The sequence below is a fragment of the Sphingomonas sp. YR710 genome, from assembly GCF_900101455.1.
GTDB lineage: Bacteria > Pseudomonadota > Alphaproteobacteria > Sphingomonadales > Sphingomonadaceae > Rhizorhabdus.
The window spans coordinates 438,271-464,432 of record NZ_FMZJ01000001.1; the positions used below are offsets into that span (position 1 = coordinate 438,271).

Annotated in this window: 26 protein-coding genes; 19 read left to right on the top strand and 7 right to left on the bottom strand. The window is 63.5% G+C overall.

The genetic code is table 11. From position 1 onward, the window contains the following. From BLS13_RS02135 to BLS13_RS02170, 8 genes are all read left to right on the top strand, one after another. On the top strand, window positions 1-1,113 hold the full coding sequence (locus BLS13_RS02135; protein ID WP_093449395.1) for an ABC transporter permease: 1,113 nt from the start codon (window positions 1-3) through the stop codon (window positions 1,111-1,113). 87 nt (window positions 1,114-1,200) lie between these two features. Continuing rightward, entirely contained in the window at window positions 1,201-1,752 is a 552-nt protein-coding gene (locus BLS13_RS02140; protein ID WP_093449396.1) for a thermostable hemolysin, read from the top strand. A 93-nt stretch (window positions 1,753-1,845) separates the two neighbouring features. Then, window positions 1,846-2,154 carry a hypothetical protein gene (locus BLS13_RS02145; RefSeq protein WP_093449398.1) on the top strand — a complete coding sequence of 103 codons (309 nt, stop codon included), beginning with the start codon at window positions 1,846-1,848 and terminating at the stop codon, window positions 2,152-2,154. Continuing rightward, window positions 2,151-2,990, top strand: a complete 840-nt coding sequence (locus BLS13_RS02150; protein ID WP_093449399.1) for a sugar phosphate isomerase/epimerase family protein — start codon at window positions 2,151-2,153, stop codon at window positions 2,988-2,990. Before BLS13_RS02145 ends, BLS13_RS02150 begins: the two co-directional genes overlap by 4 nt. Before the next feature lie 182 nt (window positions 2,991-3,172). Then, the gene (locus tag BLS13_RS02155) at window positions 3,173-3,646 is read left to right on the top strand and encodes a formate dehydrogenase subunit gamma (RefSeq protein WP_371128177.1); all 474 of its coding nucleotides are present in this window, start codon (window positions 3,173-3,175) and stop codon (window positions 3,644-3,646) included. Next, window positions 3,643-5,136 carry an NADH-ubiquinone oxidoreductase-F iron-sulfur binding region domain-containing protein gene (locus BLS13_RS02160; protein ID WP_093449401.1) on the top strand — a complete coding sequence of 498 codons (1,494 nt, stop codon included), beginning with the start codon at window positions 3,643-3,645 and terminating at the stop codon, window positions 5,134-5,136. Before BLS13_RS02155 ends, BLS13_RS02160 begins: the two co-directional genes overlap by 4 nt. A gap of 5 nt (window positions 5,137-5,141) precedes the next feature. Further along, window positions 5,142-7,991: a formate dehydrogenase subunit alpha gene (gene fdhF, locus BLS13_RS02165; RefSeq protein ID WP_093449402.1), complete on the top strand. Its 2,850-nt coding sequence runs from the start codon at window positions 5,142-5,144 to the stop codon at window positions 7,989-7,991. Between the two features lie 10 nt (window positions 7,992-8,001). After that, on the top strand, window positions 8,002-8,259 hold the full coding sequence (locus BLS13_RS02170) for a formate dehydrogenase subunit delta (RefSeq protein WP_093449404.1): 258 nt from the start codon (window positions 8,002-8,004) through the stop codon (window positions 8,257-8,259). 89 nt (window positions 8,260-8,348) lie between these two features. Here BLS13_RS02170 and BLS13_RS02175 read toward each other — a convergent pair whose 3' ends face one another. Continuing rightward, window positions 8,349-8,576 (bottom strand): hypothetical protein, encoded by a 228-nt coding sequence (locus BLS13_RS02175; protein ID WP_093449405.1) that lies wholly within the window; start codon window positions 8,574-8,576, stop codon window positions 8,349-8,351. Window positions 8,577-8,767: 191 nt separating this feature from the next. Between BLS13_RS02175 and BLS13_RS02180 the strand changes: the two genes are divergently transcribed. Together BLS13_RS02180 and BLS13_RS02185 are read left to right on the top strand one after the other, a co-directional pair. Next, complete coding sequence (locus tag BLS13_RS02180; RefSeq protein ID WP_093449407.1) at window positions 8,768-9,085, top strand: PilZ domain-containing protein; 318 nt, start codon at window positions 8,768-8,770, stop codon at window positions 9,083-9,085. A 121-nt stretch (window positions 9,086-9,206) separates the two neighbouring features. Beyond that, the gene (locus tag BLS13_RS02185) at window positions 9,207-10,730 is read left to right on the top strand and encodes a fumarate hydratase (RefSeq protein ID WP_093449408.1); all 1,524 of its coding nucleotides are present in this window, start codon (window positions 9,207-9,209) and stop codon (window positions 10,728-10,730) included. 53 nt (window positions 10,731-10,783) lie between these two features. On the opposite strand, the gene BLS13_RS02190 is transcribed toward BLS13_RS02185, so the two are convergent. Both BLS13_RS02190 and BLS13_RS02195 read right to left on the bottom strand, forming a co-directional pair. Continuing rightward, the gene (locus BLS13_RS02190) at window positions 10,784-11,722 is read right to left on the bottom strand and encodes a sulfotransferase family protein (protein ID WP_093449535.1); all 939 of its coding nucleotides are present in this window, start codon (window positions 11,720-11,722) and stop codon (window positions 10,784-10,786) included. After that, the gene (locus BLS13_RS02195) at window positions 11,719-12,174 is read right to left on the bottom strand and encodes a copper chaperone PCu(A)C (protein WP_093449410.1); all 456 of its coding nucleotides are present in this window, start codon (window positions 12,172-12,174) and stop codon (window positions 11,719-11,721) included. The genes BLS13_RS02190 and BLS13_RS02195 overlap by 4 nt, the downstream gene beginning before the upstream one ends. Before the next feature lie 161 nt (window positions 12,175-12,335). Between BLS13_RS02195 and dnaK the strand changes: the two genes are divergently transcribed. Next, window positions 12,336-14,228 (top strand): molecular chaperone DnaK, encoded by a 1,893-nt coding sequence (gene dnaK, locus BLS13_RS02200; RefSeq protein ID WP_093449411.1) that lies wholly within the window; start codon window positions 12,336-12,338, stop codon window positions 14,226-14,228. A 63-nt stretch (window positions 14,229-14,291) separates the two neighbouring features. Continuing rightward, window positions 14,292-15,413 (top strand): molecular chaperone DnaJ, encoded by a 1,122-nt coding sequence (gene dnaJ, locus BLS13_RS02205; RefSeq protein WP_093449413.1) that lies wholly within the window; start codon window positions 14,292-14,294, stop codon window positions 15,411-15,413. A 74-nt stretch (window positions 15,414-15,487) separates the two neighbouring features. Here dnaJ and BLS13_RS02210 read toward each other — a convergent pair whose 3' ends face one another. The 3 genes from BLS13_RS02210 to purB form a co-directional block, all read right to left on the bottom strand. Continuing rightward, on the bottom strand, window positions 15,488-16,423 hold the full coding sequence (locus BLS13_RS02210; RefSeq protein ID WP_093449414.1) for a sulfotransferase domain-containing protein: 936 nt from the start codon (window positions 16,421-16,423) through the stop codon (window positions 15,488-15,490). Beyond that, the gene (locus tag BLS13_RS02215) at window positions 16,420-17,403 is read right to left on the bottom strand and encodes a glycosyltransferase family 2 protein (RefSeq protein WP_093449416.1); all 984 of its coding nucleotides are present in this window, start codon (window positions 17,401-17,403) and stop codon (window positions 16,420-16,422) included. The genes BLS13_RS02210 and BLS13_RS02215 overlap by 4 nt, the downstream gene beginning before the upstream one ends. Window positions 17,404-17,830: 427 nt before the next feature. After that, window positions 17,831-19,129 carry an adenylosuccinate lyase gene (gene purB, locus BLS13_RS02220; RefSeq protein WP_093449418.1) on the bottom strand — a complete coding sequence of 433 codons (1,299 nt, stop codon included), beginning with the start codon at window positions 19,127-19,129 and terminating at the stop codon, window positions 17,831-17,833. 249 nt (window positions 19,130-19,378) lie between these two features. On the opposite strand from purB, the gene BLS13_RS20575 reads away from it, so the two are divergent. Continuing rightward, window positions 19,379-19,912, top strand: a complete 534-nt coding sequence (locus BLS13_RS20575; protein ID WP_093449419.1) for an EF-hand domain-containing protein — start codon at window positions 19,379-19,381, stop codon at window positions 19,910-19,912. A gap of 70 nt (window positions 19,913-19,982) precedes the next feature. On the opposite strand, the gene radC is transcribed toward BLS13_RS20575, so the two are convergent. Further along, window positions 19,983-20,672: a RadC family protein gene (gene radC, locus BLS13_RS02230; protein WP_093449421.1), complete on the bottom strand. Its 690-nt coding sequence runs from the start codon at window positions 20,670-20,672 to the stop codon at window positions 19,983-19,985. A 118-nt stretch (window positions 20,673-20,790) separates the two neighbouring features. Between radC and BLS13_RS02235 the strand changes: the two genes are divergently transcribed. From BLS13_RS02235 to BLS13_RS02260, 6 genes are all read left to right on the top strand, one after another. Continuing rightward, the gene (locus BLS13_RS02235) at window positions 20,791-23,907 is read left to right on the top strand and encodes an intermembrane phospholipid transport YdbH family protein (protein ID WP_143011847.1); all 3,117 of its coding nucleotides are present in this window, start codon (window positions 20,791-20,793) and stop codon (window positions 23,905-23,907) included. A 64-nt stretch (window positions 23,908-23,971) separates the two neighbouring features. Then, complete coding sequence (locus BLS13_RS02240) at window positions 23,972-24,154, top strand: YnbE family lipoprotein (RefSeq protein ID WP_093449424.1); 183 nt, start codon at window positions 23,972-23,974, stop codon at window positions 24,152-24,154. Then, window positions 24,151-24,537, top strand: a complete 387-nt coding sequence (locus BLS13_RS02245) for a YdbL family probable chaperone protein (RefSeq protein WP_093449425.1) — start codon at window positions 24,151-24,153, stop codon at window positions 24,535-24,537. The genes BLS13_RS02240 and BLS13_RS02245 overlap by 4 nt, the downstream gene beginning before the upstream one ends. Before the next feature lie 178 nt (window positions 24,538-24,715). Further along, on the top strand, window positions 24,716-25,036 hold the full coding sequence (locus tag BLS13_RS02250; RefSeq protein ID WP_093449426.1) for an AtpZ/AtpI family protein: 321 nt from the start codon (window positions 24,716-24,718) through the stop codon (window positions 25,034-25,036). Between the two features lie 39 nt (window positions 25,037-25,075). Then, window positions 25,076-25,861 (top strand): F0F1 ATP synthase subunit A, encoded by a 786-nt coding sequence (locus tag BLS13_RS02255; protein WP_037522446.1) that lies wholly within the window; start codon window positions 25,076-25,078, stop codon window positions 25,859-25,861. Window positions 25,862-25,907: 46 nt separating this feature from the next. Further along, window positions 25,908-26,135, top strand: a complete 228-nt coding sequence (locus BLS13_RS02260) for a F0F1 ATP synthase subunit C (RefSeq protein WP_037522448.1) — start codon at window positions 25,908-25,910, stop codon at window positions 26,133-26,135. Window positions 26,136-26,162: the final 27 nt, after the last annotated feature.

The following is a 26,162-nucleotide window of genomic DNA, read 5'->3' on the forward strand; positions in this document are numbered from 1 at the left end:
ATGTGGTCCTCGAACATCGTTCAGCTCGGTATCAAGGAACTTCGCGGCCTGCTGCGCGATCCGGTGATGCTCGTGCTGATCGTCTTCTCCTTCACGATTTCCGTCTATACCGCGTCCACATCAGCGCCCGAGACGCTCAATCGCGCGACGATCGCGATCGTGGACGAGGATCATTCGCCTTTGTCGACGCGCATCACGACGGCGTTCTACCTGCCGTATTTCATGACGCCGGAGTTGATCTCGATTCCCGAGATGGATCGTCGAATGGACAATGGGCTCGACACATTCGCTCTCGATATTCCGCCCAATTTCCAACGTGATCTGCTCGCCGGCCGTTCGCCGGCCGTCCAGTTGAACGTGGACGCGACGCGCATGTCCCAGGCCCTGAGCGGAGGCGGTTATGTCCAGCAGATGGTGTCCAGCGAGATCAGCGAATTCCTGCTGCGATATCGAACATCGGCCGCGCCGCCGGTCGAACTCACATTGCGGGCGCGCTTCAACCCCGAGCTCAACAAGGGGCGCTTCACCGCCCTGACCCACATCATCGACAGCATTACGATGTTGTCGATCATCCTGGCGGGCTCGGCGCTCATCCGCGAACGTGAGCACGGCACCATCGAACATCTGCTCGTCATGCCGGTTACCCCGCTGGAGATCATGATCAGCAAGATCTGGTCGATGGGGCTTGTGGTGGTGCTGGCCTCGACCTTCTCCCTTCTCGTCGTCGCTCAGGGATTGCTTCACGTACCCCTTCACGGCTCTTTCATGTTGTTCCTTTGGGGCGCCGTGCTGCAGATCTTCGCGACGGCATCGCTTGGCATATTTCTGGCGACGGTAGCGGGGTCCATGCCCAAATTTGGCCTGCTGCTCATCCTGGTTCTGTTGCCGCTGCAAATCCTGTCGGGCGGCACCACGCCGCGCGAGAGCATGCCCGCAGCTATTCAGATCGTCATGCTGGCCGCGCCGAATACGCATTTCATCATCCTGGCGCAGGCCGTCTTGGTGCGAGGAGCGGGGCTGGACGTCGTGTGGCCACAGCTTCTGATGCTGTTCCTGATCGGGGCAGGGTTGTTCGCTTTCTCGCTCCGCCGATTCCGTGCGTTCCTGAGATAGCCGATCGGGGCGGGACAACTTATTTAGCGAACGGACTGTGGATCGATGCCAGGCGCGGCATCCTTGGGCTGAAACCAAGGAGTCAGTATGGGCGATTGGCCTGCATTACCGTTGATTCGCCAATGCTATCGCCGCGCCTTCGATGCCGTACCGGCGGTCGGATACGACTGCTGGCTGCAGGAAGGGGCATCCGACCGCCATGGTGCCGCGCTCGGCTATCGTCGGGCCGATAGCACGCCTTTGTTCCTCGAAAGCTATCTTGACCAGCCGATCGAAACGCTTGCGAGCGCCTCCCTCGGGCGGGAAGTGCCGCGGACCGGTATCGTCGAAATCGGCAATTTCGCCGCGGCCGATGGCCATGCCATGATCCGCCTGTGGGCGGCGGCGGCCAATGACCTCGGGCTCGCCAGCGAGATCGCCGCCGCGACGCTGACCGCGCCGATGCGCGCCATGTTCGCGCGCATCGGCGTGCCGATCCGAGTGCTGGGGCCGGCGCGCGCCGACCGGCTGGGTGCGGCAGCGGCGCGTTGGGGCCGCTACTACAAGGCTGATCCGCAAGTCTGCATCGGCGAGATCGGGCCGGGTCAGCAGGCCATTGCCGCGTTCATGGCCCGCAGGCGCCACCGGCCAGCGGCATAACCGCAACTTGCGCGGCGATCCGGTGCCTGGCGATGGCGCGGCCGGACAACCGCGCCATGGGATGGGTCTGAGGCCCTTCCGGCCAACCCCAACATGCGCAAATATGTTGATCAGGTGGCAAACAAGGCCCCGAAATCCATTGTGACCGCGGTCAAGCTGCAAGGCCTGATCAGGCTGCACCGTGTTTTCCGTCGTTCGACGATGGCCGAGCGGAAAAGCCACCCTTCGCTTCAGGACCGGTTCGGGCTAAAAGCCTTTCTGCGCATAATCAATTCGGTTATCTCCGTTGAAAGGGGAGTTGCCGCCATGAACTTCGAGTGGCTGTGCTGGGTGATCGCCGCACCGAACATCGCGCGGATCGGCCCCACGTCCGCAGGTTCGGCGATCCAGAGGCTCCCATGACGACTCCGGCGTACACGGTCGATCGGGCTGGCCTGTGCCTGAGCACGCTTCACCCCGATCCGCACCGGCATGTCCGCGACGACGTCGAGCGGCTCATTCGCATTGCCGGCAAGGCGGGTTTCCGAAGCCTGGCGTTCCAGCCGAACTGGGTCGCGAGCTACGGCACCATTGAAACCCGCAGGCTGCTCCAGGATGAAGGCATGTTCGCCAGCGCGCTTGAGGGCGGGATGAACTGGGGCGAAGGACCCGAAGGCGGCACCGCAGATGCCGACCGGTTGCTCGATGCGGCATCGGCGATCGGGGCGCGCGTGCTCCATGCCGCCAACATGGCGCCGCAACTCAACTCTCTCTCGCAAGCTGCGGACGGTTTCGCCACCTTGTGCGAGCGGGCACGCGCGCACGATATCCAGGTGAGTCTGGAATTCATGCCATGGTATGCGGTACCCGATCTCAAGACCGCGTGGCGCATCGTGCAGAAGGCCGGAGCGGATAATGGCGGGATCTGCCTCGATTTCGGGCACTGGCACAATCAGCCTGGCGGACCGGATTTCGATTTGTTGCGCACGATCCCCGGAGACCGCATTTCCTACGTTCAGCCGACCGATGCCCCGTCTGCGGAGTTCACGTCCGCGACAGACTATTTCGCGCGGAACATCACCCAGCGGCCGTTGCCGGGGGAGGGCAACATCGATGTCCCCGCGATCTTCGCGGCGCTGGCCGACATCGGCGCAGAGCCCTGCTTCGCCTATCAGGTCTGTAACGTCGCATTGGCAAGCGAGGGTGCGGAATCGATGGCGGCCAAGCTTCACGCCAACGCCGAACAGTTCTTCGTCTGAGTTCAACCGGGACCACGAAATTGGCCGAGCCCTTGCTGATGATCGCACGCAATCTTGAACCGGCATCGCCGTTTGCGGGCGTTTGACAGGCGATATCTATCAAGCATCCGGGCAGTCGATTTGACGTAACGATGGCCAACCCGTCACTGAGGCGGCAATTCGAGTATGCGATGGAGAGTCATGTGCCAGCCTTTGCCGATGCGGACGACATTGCGATGGTCGAGCGGCTGATCGCCGCACATGGAGGGCGTGGTGCCTTGTTGCCCGTGTTGCATGCGGTGCAGGATGCGTTCGGCTATATCGACGAAGCGGTCATCCCGCTGATCGCATCGGGCCTGAACCTGACCCGGGCCGAGGTACATGGCGTCGTCAGTTTTTATCATGATTTCCGGTCGGCGCCGGCGGGGCGCCATGTCGTCAAGCTCTGCCGTGCCGAGAGCTGCCAGGCGCGGGGGGCTGCCGCGCTGGAGGTGGCGGCCGTCGAACGGCTGGGCGTAAAGATGGGATCGACCCGGGCCGACGGGCAGGTGACCTTGGAGCCGGTTTACTGCCTCGGCCTGTGTGCCACCGGGCCGAATGCGCTTGTCGACGGGGCGCCGGTGGCGCGGCTCGATGCGGCTGGGCTGGATGCGATCGCAGCGCGGGTGGCGGCATGACGCGGGTCTTCATATCGGCCGACATGGCATCGGTCGCGCTCGGCGCCGACAACATCGCCGAAGCCTTCGCCGCTGCGGGATGCGATGTCGTGCGGACGGGCAGCCATGGCCTGTTTTCGATCGAGCCGCTGGTCGAGGTGGAGGGCGAGCAGGGGCGCATCGCCTACGGTCCGGTTGCGGCGGGCGATGTTGCGGCGATCCTGGCCGGGACGCATGCCAACCGGCTCGGGCGGGTCGCCGATCTGCCCTTCTTTACCGCGCAACAGCGTTTCACCTTCGGGCGGTGCGGCGTGATCGATCCGCTCAGCCTCGACGATTATGCTGTGCATGACGGCTGGGCCGGGCTGCACACCGCGCGCGAGATGGCGCCGGCGGCCGTCGTCGCAGTGGTTAGGGAATCCGGGCTGCGCGGGCGCGGCGGGGCGGGTTTCCCGACCGGCATCAAGTGGCAGACGGTGCTCGATGCGCCGGGCCCGGAAAAGTTCATCGTCTGCAATGCCGATGAGGGCGACAGCGGCACCTTCGCCGATCGCATGCTGATGGAGGGCGATCCCTACGGGCTGATCGAGGGCATGGCGATTGCCGGGCATGCCGTCGGGGCGAACCACGGCTATGTCTATATCCGCTCCGAATATCCGTTCGCGATCCGCGCGATGCAGGCGGCGATCGAACGTTCGGCCGGGATCGTAGCCCCTTTCATACTCGAGGTTCGGGTAGGAGCCGGGGCTTATGTGTGCGGCGAGGAAACTGCCCTGCTCGAATCGATCGAGGGCAAGCGCGGGCAGGTGCGCGCCAAGCCGCCCTTGCCCGCGCATGCCGGCCTGTTCGGCAAGCCGACGGTGATCAACAACGTCCTGTCGCTCGCCGCGGTGCCGTTCATCCTGCGCGAGGGTGCGGCGGCCTATGCGGCGGTCGGCTATGGCCGGTCGCGTGGGACCATGCCGATCCAGATCGCCGGCAATATCCGGCATGGCGGGCTGTATGAGATCGGCTTCGGCATCACCCTGCGCGAGCTTGTCGAACAGGTTGGCGGCGGTACGGCCAGCGGCCGGCCGGTGCGTGCGGTGCAGGTCGGCGGGCCGCTCGGCGCCTATTTCCCGCCTTCGATGTTCGATCTGGCCTTCGATTATGAGACCTTCGCCGCGGCCGGTGGGTTGATCGGCCATGCCGGGATCACCGTGTTCGACGATACGGTCGACATGGCGCATATGGCGCGTTTCGCGATGGAATTCTGCGCGATCGAGAGCTGCGGAAAATGTACGCCGTGCCGGATCGGATCGACGCGCGGGGTCGAGATAATCGACCGCATCCGCTTGGGGCGAACGCGATCCGTCGATCAGGATGTCGCGACGCTGCGCGATCTTTGTGATACGATGAAATACGGATCGCTCTGCGCGCTCGGTGGGTTCACACCCTATCCGGTGCTGAGCGCGCTCGATCATTTTCCCGAGGATTTCGGCGGATCGGCCCCCGCCGTCGCGGCGGAGTAAGCGTCATGGCATGGATCGGCGAAATAGACCTCGGTACCAAGGCCGCTCCGGTCGCTGCGCAGGCGCTGGTGGCACTCACTATCGATGGCCAGCGGACAGAGGTGCCCGAAGGCACGTCCGTCATGCGCGCTGCCGCTTTGATGGGCACCAGCATCCCAAGATTATGTGCAACCGACAGTCTTGAAAGCTTCGGATCGTGCCGGCTGTGCCTGGTCGAGATCGAGGGCCGCGCGGGCTACCCGGCATCCTGCACCACGCCGGTCGCCGCGGACATGGTGGTGCACACGCAGACGCCGAAACTGAAGAGCCTGCGCAAAGGGGTGATGGAGCTCTATATCTCCGATCATCCGCTCGATTGCCTGACCTGTTCGGCCAATGGCAATTGCGAACTGCAGGACATGGCCGGCGCGGTGGGGCTGCGCGACGTGCGCTACGGCTATGACGGCGACAATCATCTGAGCGCTGCGAAGGATGAATCCAACCCCTATTTCACCTTCGATGCCACCAAGTGCATTGTCTGTTCGCGCTGCGTGCGGGCGTGCGACGAGGTGCAGGGCACGTTCGCGCTGACGGTGCAGGGGCGTGGCTTCGAATCGCAGATCGTCGCGAGCCAGAATGACGGTTTCCTGGCCTCCGAATGCGTTTCGTGCGGCGCCTGCGTGCAGGCCTGCCCGACATCGGCGTTGATCGAAAATAGCGTGATCGACATCGGCACGCCCGATCGTGCGGTCGTCACCACCTGCGCCTATTGCGGCGTGGGCTGCACCTTCCGGGCGGAGATGCGTGGCGAGGAACTGGTGCGGATGGTACCGTGGAAGGATGGCAAGGCCAATCGCGGCCATAGCTGCGTCAAGGGCCGTTTCGCCTGGGGGTACGCAAACCATAAGGAACGCATCCTCAATCCGATGATCCGCACGAGCATCGATCAGCCGTGGCGCGAGGTGAGCTGGGATGAGGCGATCGCTTATGCGGCCTCCGAATTCCGCCGCATCCAGGCCCAATATGGTACGCGCAGCGTGGGCGGCATCACCTCCTCGCGCTGCACCAATGAAGAGACCTTCCTCGTCCAGAAGCTCATCCGCCAGGGCTTCGGCAACAACAATGTCGATACCTGCGCCAGGGTCTGCCATTCGCCGACCGGCTATGGGCTGAAGACCACCTTCGGCACGTCGGCCGGCACCCAGGATTTCGACAGCGTCCAGTTCGCCGACGTGATCATGGTCATCGGCGCCAACCCCACCGACGGCCATCCGGTCTTCGCCAGCCGGATGAAACGGCGGCTGCGTGAGGGCGCGCGGCTGATCGTTATCGATCCGCGTCGCATCGATATGGTCCATTCGCCGCATGTCGAGGCCGATTATCATCTGCCGCTGAAGCCTGGCACCAATGTCGCGCTGCTCACCGCGATCGCGCATGTGATCGTGACCGAGGGCTTATATGATGAAACCTTCATTCGCGATCGTTGTGACTGGGATGAGTTTGCCGACTGGGCGGCTTTCGTATCCGAACCCGCGCGCGCGCCCGAAGCGATCGAACCGCTGACCGACGTGCCGGCGTCCGACGTGCGCGGCGCGGCGCGGCTCTATGCCACCGGCGGCAATGGCGCGATCTATTATGGTCTCGGCGTCACCGAGCATAGCCAGGGATCGTCGACGGTGATGGCGATCGCCAATCTGGCGATGGCGACCGGCAATCTGGGCCGCGAGGGCGTGGGCGTGAACCCGCTCAGAGGGCAGAACAATGTCCAGGGCGCGTGCGATATGGGCAGCTTCCCGCACGAATTTTCGGGCTATCGCCATGTCTCCGATGGTGCCACCCGTGCCTTGTTCGAGGAGGCGTGGGGCGTGCCGCTCGACGCCGAGCCGGGGCTGCGTATCCCCAATATGCTCGATGCCGCGACCGATGGCGTGTTCAAGGCCTTGTTCGTGCAGGGTGAGGATATTCTCCAGTCCGATCCCAACACCCATCATGTCGCGGCGGGACTCGCCGCGATGGAATGCGTGGTGGTGCAGGATCTGTTTTTGAACGAAACCGCGAACTACGCGCATGTCTTCCTGCCCGGATCGACCTTCCTCGAAAAGGACGGCACTTTCACCAATGCCGAACGCCGTATCCAGCGCGTACGCAAGGTGATGGAGCCCAGGAACGGCCTTGCCGACTGGGAGATCGTCCAAAATGTCGCCAATGCGATGGGGCTCGGCTGGTCCTATGCCCATCCGTCGCAGATCATGGACGAGATCGCCCGGCTGACACCGACCTTCGCCAAGGTCAGCTACGCCGCGCTCGACGAACATGGTTCGCTGCAATGGCCGGCGACCGAGGCGATGCCGGCGGGCACGCCGACCATGCACATTGGCGGCTTCGCGCGCGGCAAGGGCAAGTTCGTGATCACCGATTATGTGCCGACCGACGAAAAGACCGGGCCGCGCTTCCCGCTGCTGCTCACGACCGGTCGGATTCTCAGCCATTATAATGTCGGGGCGCAGACCAGGCGGACCGACAACGTTGTGTGGCATCCCGAGGATCGGTTGGAGATCCATCCACAGGACGCCGAAAATCGCGGCGTCAAGGATGGCGACTGGGTGAGCCTGCGCAGCCGCGCCGGTGAGACGACCCTGCGCGCGGTGGTGACCGATCGGGTGGCGCCTGGTGTCGTCTATACGACCTTCCATCACCCGGAGACCCAGGCCAATGTCGTCACCACCGACTTTTCGGATTGGGCCACCAACTGCCCGGAATATAAAGTGACGGCGGTGCAGGTCGCTCCGTCGAACGGGCCCAGCGACTGGCAGATTCGCTATGATCAACTGTCGCACCGATCGCGCCGGATCAGCGCCGCCGTGGCTGCGGAATAGGGCAGAGCCGATGATGAGCAATCTCGAGCGGCTGGTCTATATGGCCAACCAGATCGCCCGCAACTTCGCGGCGACGGGCGATGAGGCGGCGGCGAGGGCAACCGCCGATCATATCATGGCATTCTGGGATCCGCGGATGAGGGCGCAACTCGTCGATCGGCTGGCGGCCGCGCCCGAAAGTCTCGAACCGCCGGCGCGGCAGGCGGCGACTATCCTGCGCGATCGGGGAGATCGCGGCCGTGCAACATCGGTCCGTGACGATTTCTGAAAAGGGTGTCGCGGCTGCAAAGGGGTATGCGCGGGCGCAGTGACGTCCGGCCCTATATCGTTACGGGCGGCTATCAAGCAGCGGATCGTTCAAAACATCAGATCGATCAATGCCGGTATCGCGGCCGCCGGAACGGTCATGACCGGCTCACTGTCGGGTAGCGGTATCGGCGCCATGCATTCGAGGAAGGCGACGTCTTCTCTCTCCTTGGCAGACATTTTCTCGAAACGGCGCACGACCTCTTCCAGATCCTCGGGTTCCGAGTATCCGCCATCGTTGGTCACAAGCCATGCTGCGGTCCACCAAGGGATTTCCATGCGACATCCTGCTAATCAGAAGAGGTGAACGGGGCGTAAAACTTTCGTCAAAAGAAGGGCCTGACCACTAGGTATTTTTGCCTATCGGCGAGTGGACTTTTGCGGGATGCCGGCTCCTTCCGATCGATGGTCTTTTACGGGAACGTAATCACTCCGGTGGTAACCATCAACGATCGCTGGAGGAGTGGCCGATGTTTTCCACCGAAGTTACCGTTGTCGAATCGCGCCGCCAGGACGTGCGGCTCCCGGTCGACCTGCGCGCGCGCTATGGGAGTGCCGGCTCTCCCACCCGCGCGCTTTGCCGCATTCTCGATGTCACGAAGCGTGGCGCGCGGCTGCGAGTCTATTGCGATCTCGAACCGAATACGACGATCACGTTGGTACTGCCGATGTCCGGGGCCGTCCGGGCACGGGTGATGTGGGCCAATGACTTTGAGGCCGGATGCAAATTTCACACACCGTTGGGCGAAAGCGAACTCGATACGATCTTCAAGCTCGGGCACGCCTGACCGGTTGCCTGGCACTGTTCATTCGCGAGCAGCGATCGGACGTTGCACTTTGATTCGGAGGCATTAAGGCGCATGCAGATGCCGGCGTCGGGGCCGGGCCGAAGCAAAGGGAGCGGGGAAGATGAGCGTCATCATCAAGGAAGCCGATCTTATCGAAAGCGTCGCCGACGCGCTCCAATATATCTCTTATTACCATCCCATGGATTATATTCGCGCGCTGGGCGTGGCCTATGAGGCCGAACAGGGCCCGGCCGCCAAGGATGCGATCGCGCAGATCCTGACGAACAGCCGGATGTGCGCCGAAGGGCACCGCCCGATCTGCCAGGATACCGGCATCGTCACCGTCTTCATCAAATGGGGCCAGCAGTGCGTGCTCGACAGTCAGAAGTCGCTGCAGGACGTCGTCGATGAAGGCGTGCGCCGTGCCTATCTGCACCCGGAAAATCGCCTGCGCGCGTCGATCCTCAAGGATCCGGCTTTCAGCCGCGTCAACACCAAGGACAACACGCCTTGCGTGCTCAATGTCGAGATGGTGCCGGGCCATCATGTCGACGTGCAGGTCGCGGCCAAGGGCGGCGGTTCGGAGAACAAGTCGAAGTTCGCGATGCTCAATCCGTCCGAATCGATCGTCGACTGGGTGCTCGAAATGGTCCCGAAAATGGGCGCTGGCTGGTGCCCGCCGGGCATGCTCGGCATCGGCATCGGCGGCACCGCCGAAAAGGCTATGACGCTCGCCAAGGAATCGCTGATGGGCGATATCGACATGGCCCAGCTCAAGCTGCGCGGGCCGCAGACCGATATCGAGAAGCTCCGCGTCGAGATTTTCGACAAGGTCAACGCGCTTGGCATCGGTGCGCAGGGGCTCGGCGGTCTCGCGACGATCCTCGACGTCAAGATCATGGATTATCCGACCCACGCTGCGTCGAAGCCGATCGCGATGATCCCGAACTGCGCCGCGACCCGTCATGCGCATTTCCATCTCGACGGATCGGGGCCGGCCTATCTCGAGCCGCCGTCGATCGACGAATGGCCGAAGGTCGAATGGACTCCATCGAAGGAGGCGATCCGCGTCGATCTCAACTCGCTGACGCAGGAACAGGTGGCAAGCTGGAAACCCGGCGATCGCATCCTGCTCAACGGCAAGATGCTCACCGGGCGCGATGCCGCGCACAAGCGGATCCAGGACATGCTGGCCAAGGGCGAGGAATTGCCGGTCAGCTTCAAGGGCAGGGTGATCTATTATGTCGGTCCGGTCGATCCGGTGCGCGACGAGGTCGTGGGCCCGGCCGGCCCCACCACCGCGACGCGGATGGACAAGTTTACCGAGATGATGCTCGCCGAAACCGGCCTGATCGCGATGGTCGGCAAGGCCGAGCGCGGCCCGACGGCGATCGAGGCCATCAAGAAGCACAAGGCCGCCTATCTGATGGCGGTCGGCGGGGCGGCCTATCTGGTCGCGCGCGCGATCAAGGGGGCCAAGGTCGTCGGTTTCGAGGACCTCGGCATGGAGGCGATCTACGAATTCGACGTCAAGGACATGCCGGTGACGGTGGCTGTCGATTCCACCGGTGAGAGCGTCCATCACACTGCGCCGCTCGTGTGGCGCGAGAAGATCGCGAAGATGAAGGCGCTGGAAACGGCATGACGGCGTTGGGGCGCCAAAAAGCGCCCCGCGCCGCCTTTCCCGGCTGAGCCGCTTCAGCGCCGATCGTGCCCGGTTCCGCCTTCCGTAATGGCCTTCATCTCCTGGGTGAGGCGCGCTTTCGCCTTTCTGCTGCCGAGCCGGCTGACGTACAGGCTCCGTAACCACAGGCGTTTGCCGAACAGGTTTCGGCGGTGTTTGGCAATGCGGTAGCGATCCTGAAGTCGCAACAGGGTCGCGCGAAACAGTGATGGCGGGCGTACGCGCCCGCTCAGCACATAACCGTGCTGGAGCAGCCAGCGCGCGCCTTCATATTCGGCGGCGGCGACATCGGCGGGATCTGCATCGCGCCATTTGCCCACGGGTGCCGCGCGAACCTCACTCGCGTTGTAGCGCAGCAGCTCCGGGGAGAAAGCTACCCCCAGAAATTGGCAAATGCGGCGTAGCTCGCGTTCCGGGTCGCTGGTCAATTTCTCATAATGAACCGTAAGCTGCCGCTCGATCGGCAGCTTGTGTTCCATCCTTTCCCACAATTGCTCGGCCTCGACCCACCAGCGTATGGCGCGCCACACGGTTCCGGCACGGCCGGTTGGAAGTGTCGCCAGCGCGACATCGCGCCCGTCGCGGACCAGGTGAATGAAGCGCGCGTCGGGCCAAAGCCATAACAGCCGATCGAAATGCCGATGCACCGTGGCGCCACGGATTGGGGCATTCTTGGTCGCGGCGACCTGATCGAGAAAGTCGTGCGCGATCCCGGTGAAATTCAGGCGAGGCGCGATCGCCAGCCCGCTCCGCTGGAAGACCCCATTGAGCGACAAGGACCGGACGAACGCGTCGCGCTTCATGAAGCGCCCGTCCGCCGATATCGCGTCGATCAGAAATTCGAAATTGCCGGCAATCGCCACTTGCGGATGACGATCGAGCATCAACCGCAAGAGGGTCGACCCCGATCGTTCCGCGCCGATCAGGAAAACGGGTGGCTCGCTTGCGCTCAGTGGCCCATCCCCGGCATATCGTCGCCAGCGGCGGGCACTGTCTTCGCCTCGGCTTCGATCTCGGCCCCGCTGGAAAAAGTGAACAGCATCGGGATCGCGGTTCCCGGCGTGATCCGCGCGTCGACATCGAACAGCATGGCATGGTTGCCGCTCGGTGCGAATTCCACTTTCGTGCCTGCCGCCACCGGCACATTGGCCATCGGCTTCATCGTCATCATGCCGCCGGCCATGCTGCTTTGATGTAGTTCGATCGATTTCACGACGGCGCTGTCGATGCGCATCAGCCGATCGTCTTTCGATCCGCCAACGATTGTGAAATAGCCCGCGGCCGGCCGGCCGGGGACGGCCGCCAGCCGGACCCAGGCATCGCGAATCTGCGGTTTGTCCGCACTTTTCGGCTTGCAGCCGGGCAGGACGAGCAACGCAAGGGAGAGGATCAGCAGACCGCGCATCAGAAACTCCGGAAATTCCCGCCCTGCATAAGCACCTTCCCGTCTTGCAGCAATAAAATCCCCCCCTATATCGCGCCGGGTAAGTGCAGGTTCGACGGATGCTCGCCTCGTTAGCTGGGGGCATGGCCGGGGACCCGAATAGTGGGGTTGAAAGGACGAGAATGGCCAAAGTTATCGGAATCGATCTGGGTACGACCAACAGCTGCGTCGCCGTGATGGAAGGTGGCAAGCCGAAGGTTATCGAAAATGCGGAAGGCGCGCGCACCACGCCGTCGATCGTCGCCTTCGCCAAGGATGGCGAACGCCTGATCGGTCAGCCGGCCAAGCGTCAGGCGGTCACGAACCCCGACAATACGGTGTTTGCGGTCAAGCGCCTGATCGGCCGCCGTTTCGACGATCCGATCACCAAGAAGGACACCGAACTGGTTCCCTATCACATCGTGAAGGGCGCGAATGGCGACGCATGGGTCAAGGCGGGTGGCGAGGATTATTCGCCATCGCAGATCTCGGCCTTCACCCTGCAGAAGATGAAGGAAACCGCCGAAAGCTATCTGGGTGAGACCGTTACCCAGGCCGTGATCACGGTTCCGGCTTATTTCAACGACGCCCAGCGTCAGGCGACCAAGGATGCGGGCCGCATCGCCGGCCTCGAAGTGCTGCGCATCATCAATGAGCCGACGGCGGCTGCGCTCGCTTATGGCCTCGAGAAGAATGACGGCAAGACGATCGCGGTTTACGATCTCGGCGGCGGCACGTTCGACGTCTCGATCCTCGAGATCGGCGACGGCGTGTTCGAAGTGAAGGCCACCAACGGCGACACCTTCCTGGGCGGCGAGGATTTCGATGCCAAGATCGTGGAATATCTGGCTTCGGATTTCCAGAAGGTCGAGGGCATCGATCTGACGAAGGATCGGCTCGCGTTGCAGCGCTTGAAGGAGGCGGCAGAGAAGGCGAAGATCGAGCTGTCGTCCGCACAGTCGACCGAGGTCAACCTGCCGTTCATCACCGCCGACGCGACCGGGCCGAAGCATCTCGTCAAGGCGATCACCCGCGCCGATCTCGAGCGTCTGGTCGAGGCGCTGATCAAGCGGACGATGGAGCCTACGAAGAAGGCTCTGGCGGATGCGGGCCTCAAGGCCAGCGACATCGACGAGGTCGTCCTCGTCGGCGGCATGACCCGCATGCCCAAGGTGCGTGATGCGGTGAAGGCGTTCTTCGGCAAGGAGCCGCACACCGGCGTCAACCCGGACGAAGTCGTTGCGATGGGTGCGGCGATCCAGGCTGGCGTGCTGCAGGGCGACGTCAAGGACGTGCTGCTGCTCGACGTGACCCCGCTGTCGCTGGGCATCGAGACGCTGGGTGGCGTGTTCACCCGGATGATCGATCGCAACACAACGATCCCGACCAAGAAGTCGCAGACCTATTCGACGGCAGATGACAATCAGAACGCCGTCACGATCCGCGTCTTCCAGGGCGAACGTGAAATGGCGGCCGACAACAAGATGCTCGGCCAGTTCGATCTCGTCGGCATTCCGCCGGCGCCGCGCGGCGTGCCGCAGATCGAGGTGACGTTCGACATCGACGCGAACGGCATCGTCAATGTCCATGCCAAGGACAAGGGCACCGGCAAGGAGCAGCAGATCAAGATCCAGGCTTCGGGCGGATTGTCCGATGCCGATATCGATCAGATGGTGCGCGATGCCGAGCAGTTCGCCGAAGAGGACAAGAAGCGTCGTGCCGAGGCCGAAGCGAAGAACAACGCCGAAAGCCTGATCCATTCGACCGAGCGCCAGCTCGTCGATCATGCCGACAAGATCGATGCCGCCCTTAAGGCCGAGATCGAGGCGGCGATCGCCGAGACCAAGGCGGCTGTCGAGGCCGGCGATGCCGGTTCGATGACCGAAAAGGCACAGGCGCTCGGGCAGGTCGCGATGAAGCTGGGCCAGGCGATCTACGAGAAGGAGCAGGCCGCTGCCGCCTCGCCGTCGAGTGAAGCGCCGCGCAACGATGATGTGGTCGATGCCGAATTCTCGGAAGTCGACGACAAGAAGTAAGGTCGTACATATACCCGGTCCCGCCGATCATGGCGGGGCCGGGATATGGTGCGCGGGGGCGTAATGGCTGATATCGATTTTTACGAGCTTCTCGAGGTCGACAGGACCGCTGACGACAAGACGATCAAGTCGTCCTATCGTCGGCTCGCGATGGTATGCCATCCCGATCGCAATCCGGGCTGCAAGGAGTCCGAGGCCAGGTTCAAGGCGATCAGCGAAGCCTATGATTGCCTGAAGGACCCGCAGAAACGGGCGGCTTATGATCGCTTCGGCAAGGCTGCGTTCCAGAACGGCGCCGGCCAAGGTGGCGGGCAGGGCTTCGAAGGCTTTTCGGACATTTTCGAGAACATCTTCGGCGAATTCATGGGCGGCGGCCGCGGCGGCGGCCGCGGCGTCCAGCGCGGCGCGGATCTGCGCTACGATATGGAAATCACGCTCGAAGATGCCTATGCCGGCAAGCAGGCATCGATCACCGTCGATGTCGCCGAGCAATGCGATACCTGCAACGGCAGTGGCGCGAAGCCGGGCACCAGCGCAACCGGATGCAAGACGTGCGGCGGCCATGGCAAGGTGCGTGCGCAGCAGGGCTTCTTCGTGGTCGAGCGGGCCTGTCCGGCCTGTCATGGCGCGGGGCAGGTCATCTCCGATCCGTGTCGGGAATGTCGCGGCGAAGGGCGGGTCGAAAAGACCAAGACGCTCGATGTCCGCATCCCCGCCGGCGTCGACGAAGGCACGCGGATCCGACTGACCGGTGAAGGCGAGGCGGGCGCGCGCGGTGCGCCGTCGGGCGATCTCTATATCTTCATCCATCTGGCACGGCACGAACTGTTCGAACGTGACGGCACCACCTTGTTCGCACGTGCGCCGATCAGCTTCACGACGGCGGCATTGGGCGGATCGATCGAGGTGCCGGGCCTCGACAAGGCCTGCCACGAAATCCGCATCCCGGCAGGCATTCAGTCCGGCAAGCAGATCCGCCAGCGCGGTGCTGGCATGCCGGTGCTCAACGGGCGCGGCCATGGCGATCTTGTGATCCAGGTCGAGGTCGAGACGCCTATGCGGTTGAGCGCGCGCCAGAAGGAACTGCTCGAGGAATTTCGCGCGACCGAGACCGGTGATGAATGCCCCCAATCGAGCGGATTCTTCTCACGTCTCAAGGGTATGTGGGGCGAGCTTAAGGATTGACCTCTCAATTCCTCCCCGAGCTTGCTCGGGGAGGGGGACCGCCGTAGGCGGTGGAGGGGCTTGCGCAACACCTCTTATGTGGGATCGCCCCTCCACCATCCTTCGGATGGTCCCCCTCCCAGTTCCGGGGAGGAATTGGAAATCGACCACTCCAGCGTCCTCTCCAACACTACCGCCCTGAACGTCGCACAGGTCATTCTCGTCCCCAGCATCTCGCCCAGCAGCGCCAGATCCGCGTCGAACACCGCCGTCACCCGCGCCAATGCTTCGGCGCGGAGCACCGGCTTCTCCGTCATCTGCCAGCCCTTCTTGATCCGGTCGCGCCACGCTTGCGGAACGAGATTTCGGCGGATAGCCGTCACCAGAGGATGATAGACGATCGCGTCCCGCCAGCGGCTGTCGCGAAGCCGGTTGCCCGATGCGTTTTCGCCGTCGAGAAGGTCGTTCCACACCGGCATGGCGGTATAGCCGAGAAAGCGGCAGATCCGCTCCAGTTCCGGTTGCGGCGACCGGCTCAGCCGTTCCATGAACACCGGCAGCACTGAAGCGGGGCCGAATGCTTCGAGCCACGGCCCGATCTGCATTGCATAACGGCCGTAATCGACGAGTTCGGGGTGGCGCTCGATCGCCTCATCGATCGGGCCGTCGATCGCTCGCTCGAGCCAGCCATGGCTGTAATGCGATACCAGCCGGTCGACCGGATGGCGCATGATATAGATGAGCTTCGCGTTCGGCATATGCGCCTTCAGCCGCGGCAGCGCGTCGGGCAAGGTCGGCAGCTTGGTATAATGGGTGCTCGATTCGCCGCACAGATCGCCGGGCGCGGCGGCGGCGAACAGCCCGCGATACCAGTCGAGCCCGCGCGCCCAGCGATCTGCGTCGCTGAAGAAATTGGGTTCCTTCGGCCGCGACATGCAAAATGCCGGCTGCGCCTCGAGCTGGCTGTGCAAGGTGCTCGTCGCGCATTTCATTGCGCCGATGATAACGAAATCGGGAAAGCGGCCGGTCATGAGATCGCCCGATCCCCGTACATCAGCCCGCCGATGCCATAATTATACCTGACGAAATCGCACCATAATCCGGGCGGAGCCAGTTCGGCCCGGCCGCGCAGACGGGCGAGCATCCGTCCCGGCGGCCAGGCCAGCAGCCAGAGCAGGTTCGCGATATGGGTCTGTGCCTTGCCATAGCGTCCGATCATGAACCGTGCGCGTGACGCAAACCAGTAGCGGGGACGCGGGCTTTTGCGCGCCGGTCCCGTCACGCCGGTGGATTGGCCGCCGATATGCACGACGCGGCTGTCGGGAACATGATAGCAGACAAAGCCGGCCTCGGCGGCCTTCGCGCAATAAGCGGTTTCCTCGAAATAGAGGAAATAGCCCTCGTCCATCGGCCCCAGGGCCGCAATGACGGCGCCGCGAATCATCAGATGCGATCCGCTCACCCAATCGACGGCAATCGGCCTGTCCGGGATCCCGATCGCGACCTGATAGCGTCGCAGCAGCCGGCTCAGCGGCCCGAACGCGAGGCCGTCGACGAGTTCGCCGATCGGCGAGGGAAAGCGAAACGCGCTGTGCCGCGGCCGGCCGTCGGGCCACAGACAGCGGCCGCCGACGATGCCGGCATCGGGATGCGAATCCATGAAGCGGACGAGCGCGCCGATGGCATCGGGTTGGGCGATCGTATCAGGATTGATCAGCCAGACATGGTCGGGCTGCGCGATGCGCCGATAATATGCGATTGCGGCATTATTCGCGCCCGCAAAGCCGCGATTGTCGTCAAGCGCCAGCAGGCTGCACCAGCCGGATGCGCCGAGCGCCGCGATAGCTTCGGCGATATGAGACGCCGATCCGTCGTTCGAGCCGTTGTCGACGATGATCGCCTGGACGTCGCCGCGCGAGATCGCCTCGGGCATGATCGCGGTAAGTGCGTCGATGGTAAGGGCGGTTGTGCGATAGTTGACGATGATGGCGAGGATCGATGCAGCCATCATCGTCCGTTCGATCCTCCCGGCGCGGCTTCAACTCGATGCTGCGCCATGCGGTGATGCCCGGCGAACGTGGAAATGACAACGGGCTATCGGTGGATCGGTCGGGCAGGGGGAAGCGCGTAGATTCGAATCGAATTATCGCCGCCGCCCGGAAACCCCATCGGGGCTCCGGAGCGGATCGGCGTGGCCATCGTCATTTCAGAGCGAAAGGATTACGCCAACGGCGAGGGCCTGTGCCGCGATCGCGAGAAAAGCGGTCGTGGCGTTTTCGAAGAAATTCATCGTTCATACTCCTGCGTGCGGGCTCGTAGGCTCGCGTTTGCGCATTGTGCGCTGCAGCAGGCGTTACTCTACCGAATCAGTTGGGTGCAATTTCAGAACGGGGCTGTACGATTGCGGTTCATGCAACCGTGAACGTCGCTCGCAATCGTTAGCCGAACACGCGCGCGAAGATCGTATCGACATGCTTCAGATGATAGCCGAGGTCGAACTTGTCCTCGATCTCGTCGGCGGTGAGCGCGGCCCGCACCTGTGGATCGGCCTTGAGCAGTTCCATCAGCGACAGTTCGCCATCGGAATCCCACACCTTCATCGCGTTCCGTTGCACCAGGCGATAGGAAGCCTCACGGCTCACGCCGGCCTGGGTGAGCGCCAGCAACACGCGCTGCGAGTGGACAAGGCCGCCCATCTTGTCGAGATTCTTCTGCATCCGCGCGGGATAGACGACGAGCTTGTCCATCACGCCGGTCAGCCGGGCGAGTGCGAAATCGAGCGTTATGGTGGCATCGGGGCCGATCATCCGCTCGACCGACGAATGGCTGATGTCGCGTTCGTGCCACAAGGCGACATTTTCAAGCGCGGGTGTAACGAAGCCGCGCACGAGCCGCGCGAGGCCGGTGAGATTTTCGGTGAGCACCGGATTGCGCTTGTGCGGCATCGCCGACGAGCCCTTCTGGCCCGGCGAGAAATATTCCTCGGCCTCGAGCACTTCGGTGCGCTGGAGGTGGCGGACTTCGATCGCCAGCCGTTCGACCGACGAGGCGATCACGCCCAGGGTCGCGAAGAACATCGCGTGGCGATCGCGTGGGATCACCTGGGTCGAAACCGGCTCGATCGCGAGGCCGAGCTTTTCGGCGACATAGGATTCGACGAACGGATCGATGTTCGCGAAGGTGCCGACCGCGCCCGATATCGCGCAGGTCGCGATATCGGCGCGCGCGGCGACCAGCCGTTCGCGGTTGCGGGCGAATTCGGCATAGGCCTGTGCCAGCTTGAGCCCGAACGTGACCGGTTCCGCATGGATGCCATGGCTGCGGCCGATCGTCGGCGTCATCTTGTGCTCGAACGCGCGGCGCTTGAGGACCTCGAGCAACTTGTCGAGATCGGCGAGCAGGATGTCGGATGCGCGGGCAAGCTGCACGGCAAGGCAGGTGTCGAGCACGTCCGAGGATGTCATGCCCTGGTGCATGAAGCGCGCGGGCTCGCCAACATGCTCGGCAACGTTGGTCAGGAAAGCGATCACATCATGCTTCACCTCCGCCTCGATTGCGTCGATCCGCTCGACCTCGAACGCGCCTTTCTCCCAGATCGCCGCTGCGGCCTCCTTCGGCACCACGCCCAGTTCGGCCAGCGCATCGGTGGCGTGCGCCTCGATCTCGAACCAGATCCGGAACCGCGTCTCCGGCTCCCAGATCTTGACCATTTCGGGGCGGGAATAGCGGGGGACCATAAGGCAAACCTTCTCGGATGGCGATGAATGCGGCGCGCCTAGCAGAGGGGAGGAGGAGCGGCAATCATCGTCGGCGGTCGGAAATGGCCGGAGGGGCGAGAGTCTCGGAGGCGCGCGCGTTTCATCGTCGAATCGGCTCGGCTCGGTGCGGATTCGGAAAGCGCGCGAAACCTTCTCGCCGGAACCCTGTTGGTGGGGGAGGCGAAACAGGCGTCACCGCCGACGTTTCGCACTACGAAGGAGAGTTCAATGAACAAGATCATTCTGATCGGCAGCGCGGCCCTTCTGGGCCTGTCGGCCCCGGCATGGACGCAGTCATCGACGCCAAATACGCCTTCGCCCGACATGAGCACGCCGGCACCCGCCGACAACAGCATGCCTGCAGCGGAATCGGCTCCGGCCGCCGCTGCGCCTGCCCCCCCGGCAGCCACGGCGGACCAGAGTTCCGCGCCCTCAACCATGGCGCCAGCGACCCAGACGGCTTCGGGCGCGGCGCCGGCCGGCGCGGTGAATCCCGATGCGGCGGCCAAGGTCAATGCCGATTGGGCCAAATTTGACAAGGGCGGCAAGGGCAAGCTGACGCCGCTCGAATTCGGGACCTTCGTGCTCGCCGCCAAGGGGCAGGACGTGACCGCTCAGGTTGCAAAAAGCGAGCATGGCAAGGCGTCAAACCTTCCGGCCGTGAAGGTGCTGAACGCCACCTCGGCCGAATTCGCCAAGGCCGATACCGACAAGGACAAGGCGATCTCGCCGAACGAACTGGCAGCCTATCTGTCGGCCTGAGGCAACTCGCCCCGTCGCGTGGCTGAGGCTAAGTGAGTGTGAATGGAAAGGGTGGCTTCGGCCGCCCTTTTTATAATAATCCCAGCGCGCGCAGGCTTACCTGCCCGCTTGTTCCCACGACGATATGATCATGCACCGCTATGCCGAGCGGCTTGCCGGCAGCGATGATCTCGCGGGTAAGAGCGATGTCCTGCCGGCTGGGCTGCGGATCGCCGGACGGATGGTTGTGGACGAGGATGATCGCGGCCGATCCGAGGTCGATCGCGCGCCGGATCACCTCGCGGACATGCACGGCGGCCTGGTCGATCGATCCTTCGGATATCAGATCGTCGCGGATCAGCGCATTCCTGGTGTTGAGGTGGAGCACCCGCACCCGCTCGATCGCGCGGTGCGCCATATCGGCATGCAGATAATCGCGCAAAGCCTGCCAGTCCGACAGGATCGGCCGATCGGCGATCCGGGTGCGGAGCAATCGAAGCGCCGATGCTTCGGCGATCTTGAGCGCGGCGACCACGCTTTCGCTCGCGCCGATGCGCAGCAGGGTGTCCGAATCGGCGGAGAGCAGCGCCCCCAGCCCGCCGAAGTCCGCCAGCAATTTGCGCGCCATCGGCTTGGTGTCACGTCGGGGAATGGCGAGCGCGAGCAGATATTCGACAAGCTCATGATCGAGCAGGGCGTCGGGGCCATTGTCGATCAGCCGTCGGCGCAGGCGGGCGCGATGGCCGCTGGCATCGGTGGCGGGATCGGTCTGCTCGGTCATCGCGATTCCGATAGCGTAGTTCGGAACCGCGTTGAACCATGATCCGTTCGGGACGAGTCTTCCGAACTAAGGGGTCGCATCCTGACCCTCAGCCGCTAGAACAAGCCGGATGGAGTCTGTGCCGAAACGCTATCGCGTCCCCCTCGTCATTGCAGGTGCAGGCGTCGCGGCACTCGCCACCGGCGGAATCTGGTTGTGGATTCAGCGGACGCCGATCGCCACCCATTATATCGATGATATGCTGGCGGCGCGCCATGTGGCGGCCAGCTATCGCATAACAGCGCTCGGCTTTCGCACCGAACGGATCGAACATATCCGAATTGGCGATCCCGCCGATCCGGATCTTGTCGCGGACTGGGCGGAGATACGGCTGTCGATCGGGTTCGGCGGCGTCTCTCTGCGGGCGGTCGACGCGGGCGGGGTGCGGCTGCGCGGGCGCCTGATCGACGGCCGGCTATCGCTGGGGGCGATCGATCGGCTGCTGCCGAAGGCGACAGGAGGCGCGCCGTCGCTGCCGGATATCGCCCTCGCGACGCGCGATGCCACGGTGACGATCGAGACGCCGCAAGGCATCGTCCGCGCAAACCTTACGGGCGCTGGCGGGCTGGCCGACGGTTTTCAGGGGAGGCTGTCGCTGGCGTCCGATCGGATCACCGCCGGGGGCTGCGCGGTGGTGGCGCCGAGGGCCGTGCTGACGGTGGCCGTGGCCGAGCGGCGACCTTCGCTGAAGGGGCCTGCCCGTGCGGCCGCGATCGATTGCGCCGCCCGCCATCTCCATATCGTCGAGCCAAGAATGGACGTCGATGGCCGTAGCGAGAGTGATCTGGCACGCTGGCAGGGAGCGCTCGTCCTTCAGCGTGGTGCTCTCTCCGGCGCAGGCGTGACGGTCGCCAATATCGGTGGCCGCATTGATTTCGATGCATCATCGCAGGTTATCAGCGGTGGCGGCTCGTTGTTCGCAGACCGGGCCGAATCGGCCATGGCACGCGCATCCCGGCTTGCGTTCGACGGAGACTACCGGATCGATCCGCGACGTGGCCGGGCGCAGGTCAATGGCACGGCCAGCGTCAAGGACGGGGCGTTGGCGCCCGGCGTTGCCGAGCGGCGGCTGCGGCTGGGCGATGGTTTTGGCGGCACACCCTTGGGGCCGATCGCCACGGCCTGGCAAGGTGCGGTGCTGCGGGCCGGGCGCGCGATCGACGCGCAGGCCGATATTTCGCTGGCGGTTGGCGATGGCGGTGCGCTGCGGATCGAGCGGCTCGATGCATCGTCTGCCAGCGGTGCGCGGCTGCTGATCCGCGGCGAACGTGCCGAGGGCCTTGCGATTCGCTGGCCAGCCGCCGACGTCGTGCTGAACGGGAGCGCCGAATTTGGCGGTGGCGGCCTGCCCGAGTTGCGGCTTAGCCTGCGGCAGGCGACGGCCGGCGCGGCATTGAACGGAACGGCGTCGATGCGGCCCTATCGTGCCGGCGCAGCGCGGCTGGCGTTTACGCCGATCCGTTTCAGCCGCGTCGCCGGGGGAAGCACCGCGATCGAAACCCAAATCATGGCTGACGGGCCGTTGGCCGACGGCCGGGTCGACGGGCTGAGCGTGCCGGTCGCGATCCTGCTGGCGCGCGATGGCGCGATGAGGATCAATCCGAGCTGCGCGCGACTGACGTTCGATCGGTTGAGACTTGCCGGCACGGTGATTGCCAAGGCCGCCCTGCCAGTCTGTCCGCGGGGTGGCGCGATATTCGGCCGGTCGGCAAAAGGGGCGATATTCGGTGGTGCAGTGATCGCGGCACCCAGCCTGCAAGGGCATGTGGGTTCGTCTCCCCTGTCGATCTCGGCGCGATCGATCGACATGGTGGTCGCGAAGCCCGGCTTCTCGATATCCAGGCTTGCGGTCCGCCTGGGCGAGGCCGGTGCGCCTACCCGTTTCGATGCCGACAGCCTCGACGGCCATGTCGATGCGTCGGGAATGAGCGGACATACGGCGGGCGCGACCGGCAAGATCGGCGCCGTGCCGCTGGTGCTAAGCAATGGAGAGGGCGACTGGCGGCTGGCATCGGGCATATTGACCGCGCACGCCGGGCTGCGGGTGGCCGATGCCGAGACGGCCGCCCCGCGCTTCTTGCCGATGCGATCCGATAATGTCGTGCTGACGCTCGCGAACAAGCGAATCACCGCTACGGCTATACTGAAGGAGCCGGCATCCGGCAGGCGGGCCGGTGGCGTGACGATCCACCATGATCTGGCCAGCGGACGCGGCGATGCCACGCTCGACGTTCCCGATCTGACGTTCGACAAGGGGCTCCAGCCCGAACAGCTCACGCCGCTGACGAAGGGCATCATCGCCAATGTGAAGGGCACCGTCGCCGGGCAGGGCCACATAAGGTGGGCGGGCGGCAATGTGACCAGCGACGGGCTGTTTCACACCGATCGCACCGATCTGGCCGCGGCATTCGGCCCCGTGAAGGGGATCAAGGGCGCGATCCGGTTCACCGATCTGCTGGGACTGGTATCGGCGCCGGACCAGGAGGTGCGGATCGCCGAACTGAATCCTGGTATCGCCGTGACCGACGGTGTCATCCGTTATCGGTTGCTACCCGATCGCAAGGTCGCGATCTCCGGCGGGGCATGGCCTTTTTCCGGCGGCAGCCTGACGCTCGACCCGACCACACTCGATCTCGGCCAACCTGTCGCGCGACGATTGACCTTTCGACTCGCCGGCCTTGATGCCGCGACCTTCCTTCAACAGCTCGAATTCAAAAACTTGGCGGTGACGGGGAAATTCGATGGCGTCCTGCCGATCATTTTCGAGGGCGGCAGCGGACGGATCGAGAAGGGGGTGCTCACGGTTCGGCGCGGAGGCGGCACGCTTGCTTATGTAGGAGACGTCACCAACGCCGATCTCGGGCGCTTTTCGCGGCTAGCCTTCGATGCCCTGAAGGCGATGCATTATGATCGCCTGACCATTGAACTAGACGGGTCGCTCGATGCCGAAATCGTCAGCAAGGTGCGATTCGATGGCACGAACGACGCACCCGTTGCCAGCGCGAGCCGCAAGGGCCTGGCCGGCCGATTGCTCGCGCCGCTCACCGGGCTGCCATTTCGTTTCACGATCACGATCACCGCGCCATTCCGCGGACTGGTCAATTCGGCGCAGACCTTCGTCGATCCTTCTATCCTGCTGAAGCAGGCTCCGACCGAACCGCCTGTCGATACGACGGCGCCCATTCAGCCCCGGTAAAGTGAGATCATGCGATGAACTTCCTTACATTGACGACGAAGCGTTGCGGTGCGAGCCTGCGGTCATGATAAAATTGCCTCTGTGCCTGTTGCCCATCGTTTTGTTGACCGGTTGCATTTCGGTGTCCGCGCCTGACAAGCCGATCGAGATCAACCTGAATGTCAATGTGAAGCAGGAGGTGGTCGTCCGTCTTCAAAAGGATGCGGAAGATTTCATCACCAACAACCCGGAGCTTTTCCCGAAATGACGCGCTTTTCCCACTTCATTCTATCGGCCGTGGCGGTCGCAGCGGCCACGGTTGCCGGCACCGCCGCGCTGGCGGCCGATCCGGTGGTGACGGCGGCGCTGGAAAGCGGCGCCGTCGGCGAGCAATGGGACGGCTATCTTGGCTTCGTCCAGCCGCCCGCCGCCGATGTGAAAGCCGCCGTCGACGCGATCAATATCAAGCGTCGTGCAGGCTATACTCAGGTGGCTGCGGCACGAAACGTCACCGTCGATCAGTTCGCACAAACCACAGCGTGCAGCACGTTGCGCGCGGTCAAGCCCGGTCAGGCGTATCGGTTGAAGGATGGCGCGTGGCACAAGCGGGCAGGCAACGAGCCCATCGCCCCTGATTATTGCGGCGGCTGACGCAAATTCTGGCTTTCTCTTGATAAACCGGCGGTATTTCTGTCGGACAATGCCTCTGCCTCCAGGAAGTTGGCCGCAGCGCGGTTGACTCGGGGGAACCCCGTTCCTAAAGGGTTCACGCCTTGGCGGGGTCGCTCGTCGGCATGCGGTCACGCCTCCATGAGGGAGGATGCGTCGCATGGCGGAGAATGGTCCCGGACAAGACCCGGAAGGCATGGATGAGGCCCGCCTGGCGTCGCTCGATGAGCGGTTGAAGGCGGCGCAGGATGCTGAAGCGGCAAGGACGGCGGCGACGCGGAAAAAACCCGACAAGGGATATTCCCAGGGTAATCGCGTGCTGACCGAACTGATCGCGGGGATTGTTGGCGGGGGATTGTTTGGCTGGCTGTTCGATCGCTGGCTGGGCACTTCGCCCTGGCTCCTATTGGTGATGCTGTTCCTCGGAATCGGCGTTGCCTTCAGGAATATCATTCGGATTTCCAACGAGCGCCCGGAATAGCTTCCGGACGCTTTTGGCATAAGCAGGGGTAAGGCAAGCGTGGCGGCCGAATCGGGCAAGATCGATCCAATGCATCAATTCCTCATCGAACCTATGTTCGGTAAGGATTGGGCGATTGCAGGCCATAACATCGCGTTTACGAACAGCGCGATGTGGATGGTCGTCACCTTGATCGCCCTGTGGGTGTTCATGCTGGGAGGTATGAAGCGGGAACTGATCCCCGGCCGCTGGCAGGTCGCCGTCGAAGGTTTCATCGGCTTCATTACGGACATGATGCGCACGAGCATCGGTCCGGAAGGCCGCAAATTCACGCCTTATGTCTTTTCGCTGTTCATGTTCATCCTGATTTCGAACGTGATGGGCATGATGCCGACCGGCATATTCGGCGTGCATCCGTTCACTGTGACGAGCCATCTGACAATTACGGGCGTGCTCGCGATCCTGAGCTTCTCGATCGTGCTGATCGTCGGCTTCGGCCGGCATGGCTTCCACTTCTTCTCTCTGTTCGTGCCGCACGGCACGCCAGGCTATATGATCCCGCTGATCTTCCTGATCGAGCTGTTCTCCTTCATGATCCGGCCTTTCTCGCTCGGCTTGCGATTGTTCGTCGCGATGACCGCGGGCCACATCCTGATGAAGGTGCTCGCGGGCTTCGTGATCAACGGTATCCATGCCGGCGCCTTGACGATTGCCATCGTCACCATCCCGAGTTTCGTGCTGATGATCGGCATCACGCTGCTGGAACTGCTGGTGTGTGCGATCCAGGCCTATGTGTTCGCATTGTTGACCTCGCTCTATCTGAACGACGCGATCAACCTGCACTGAATTTACGACCATCCTTTTCAACCAATCATACCTAAGGAGTTAAAACATGGACGCAGCAGCAGCAAAGCTCATCGGTGCCGGTCTGGCCGCTATCGGTGTCGGTCTCGCGGCGCTCGGCGTGGGCAACGTGTTCGGTTCGTTCCTCGAATCCGCGCTGCGTAACCCGGCCGCTGCCGATGGCCAGCAGGGCCGCCTCTTCATCGGCTTCGCGGCCGCCGAACTTCTCGGCCTGCTCGCGTTCGTCGTTGCGATGATCCTGCTCTTCGTCGCGTAACACAGCTAATGGGGCCGGCTTCTGCCG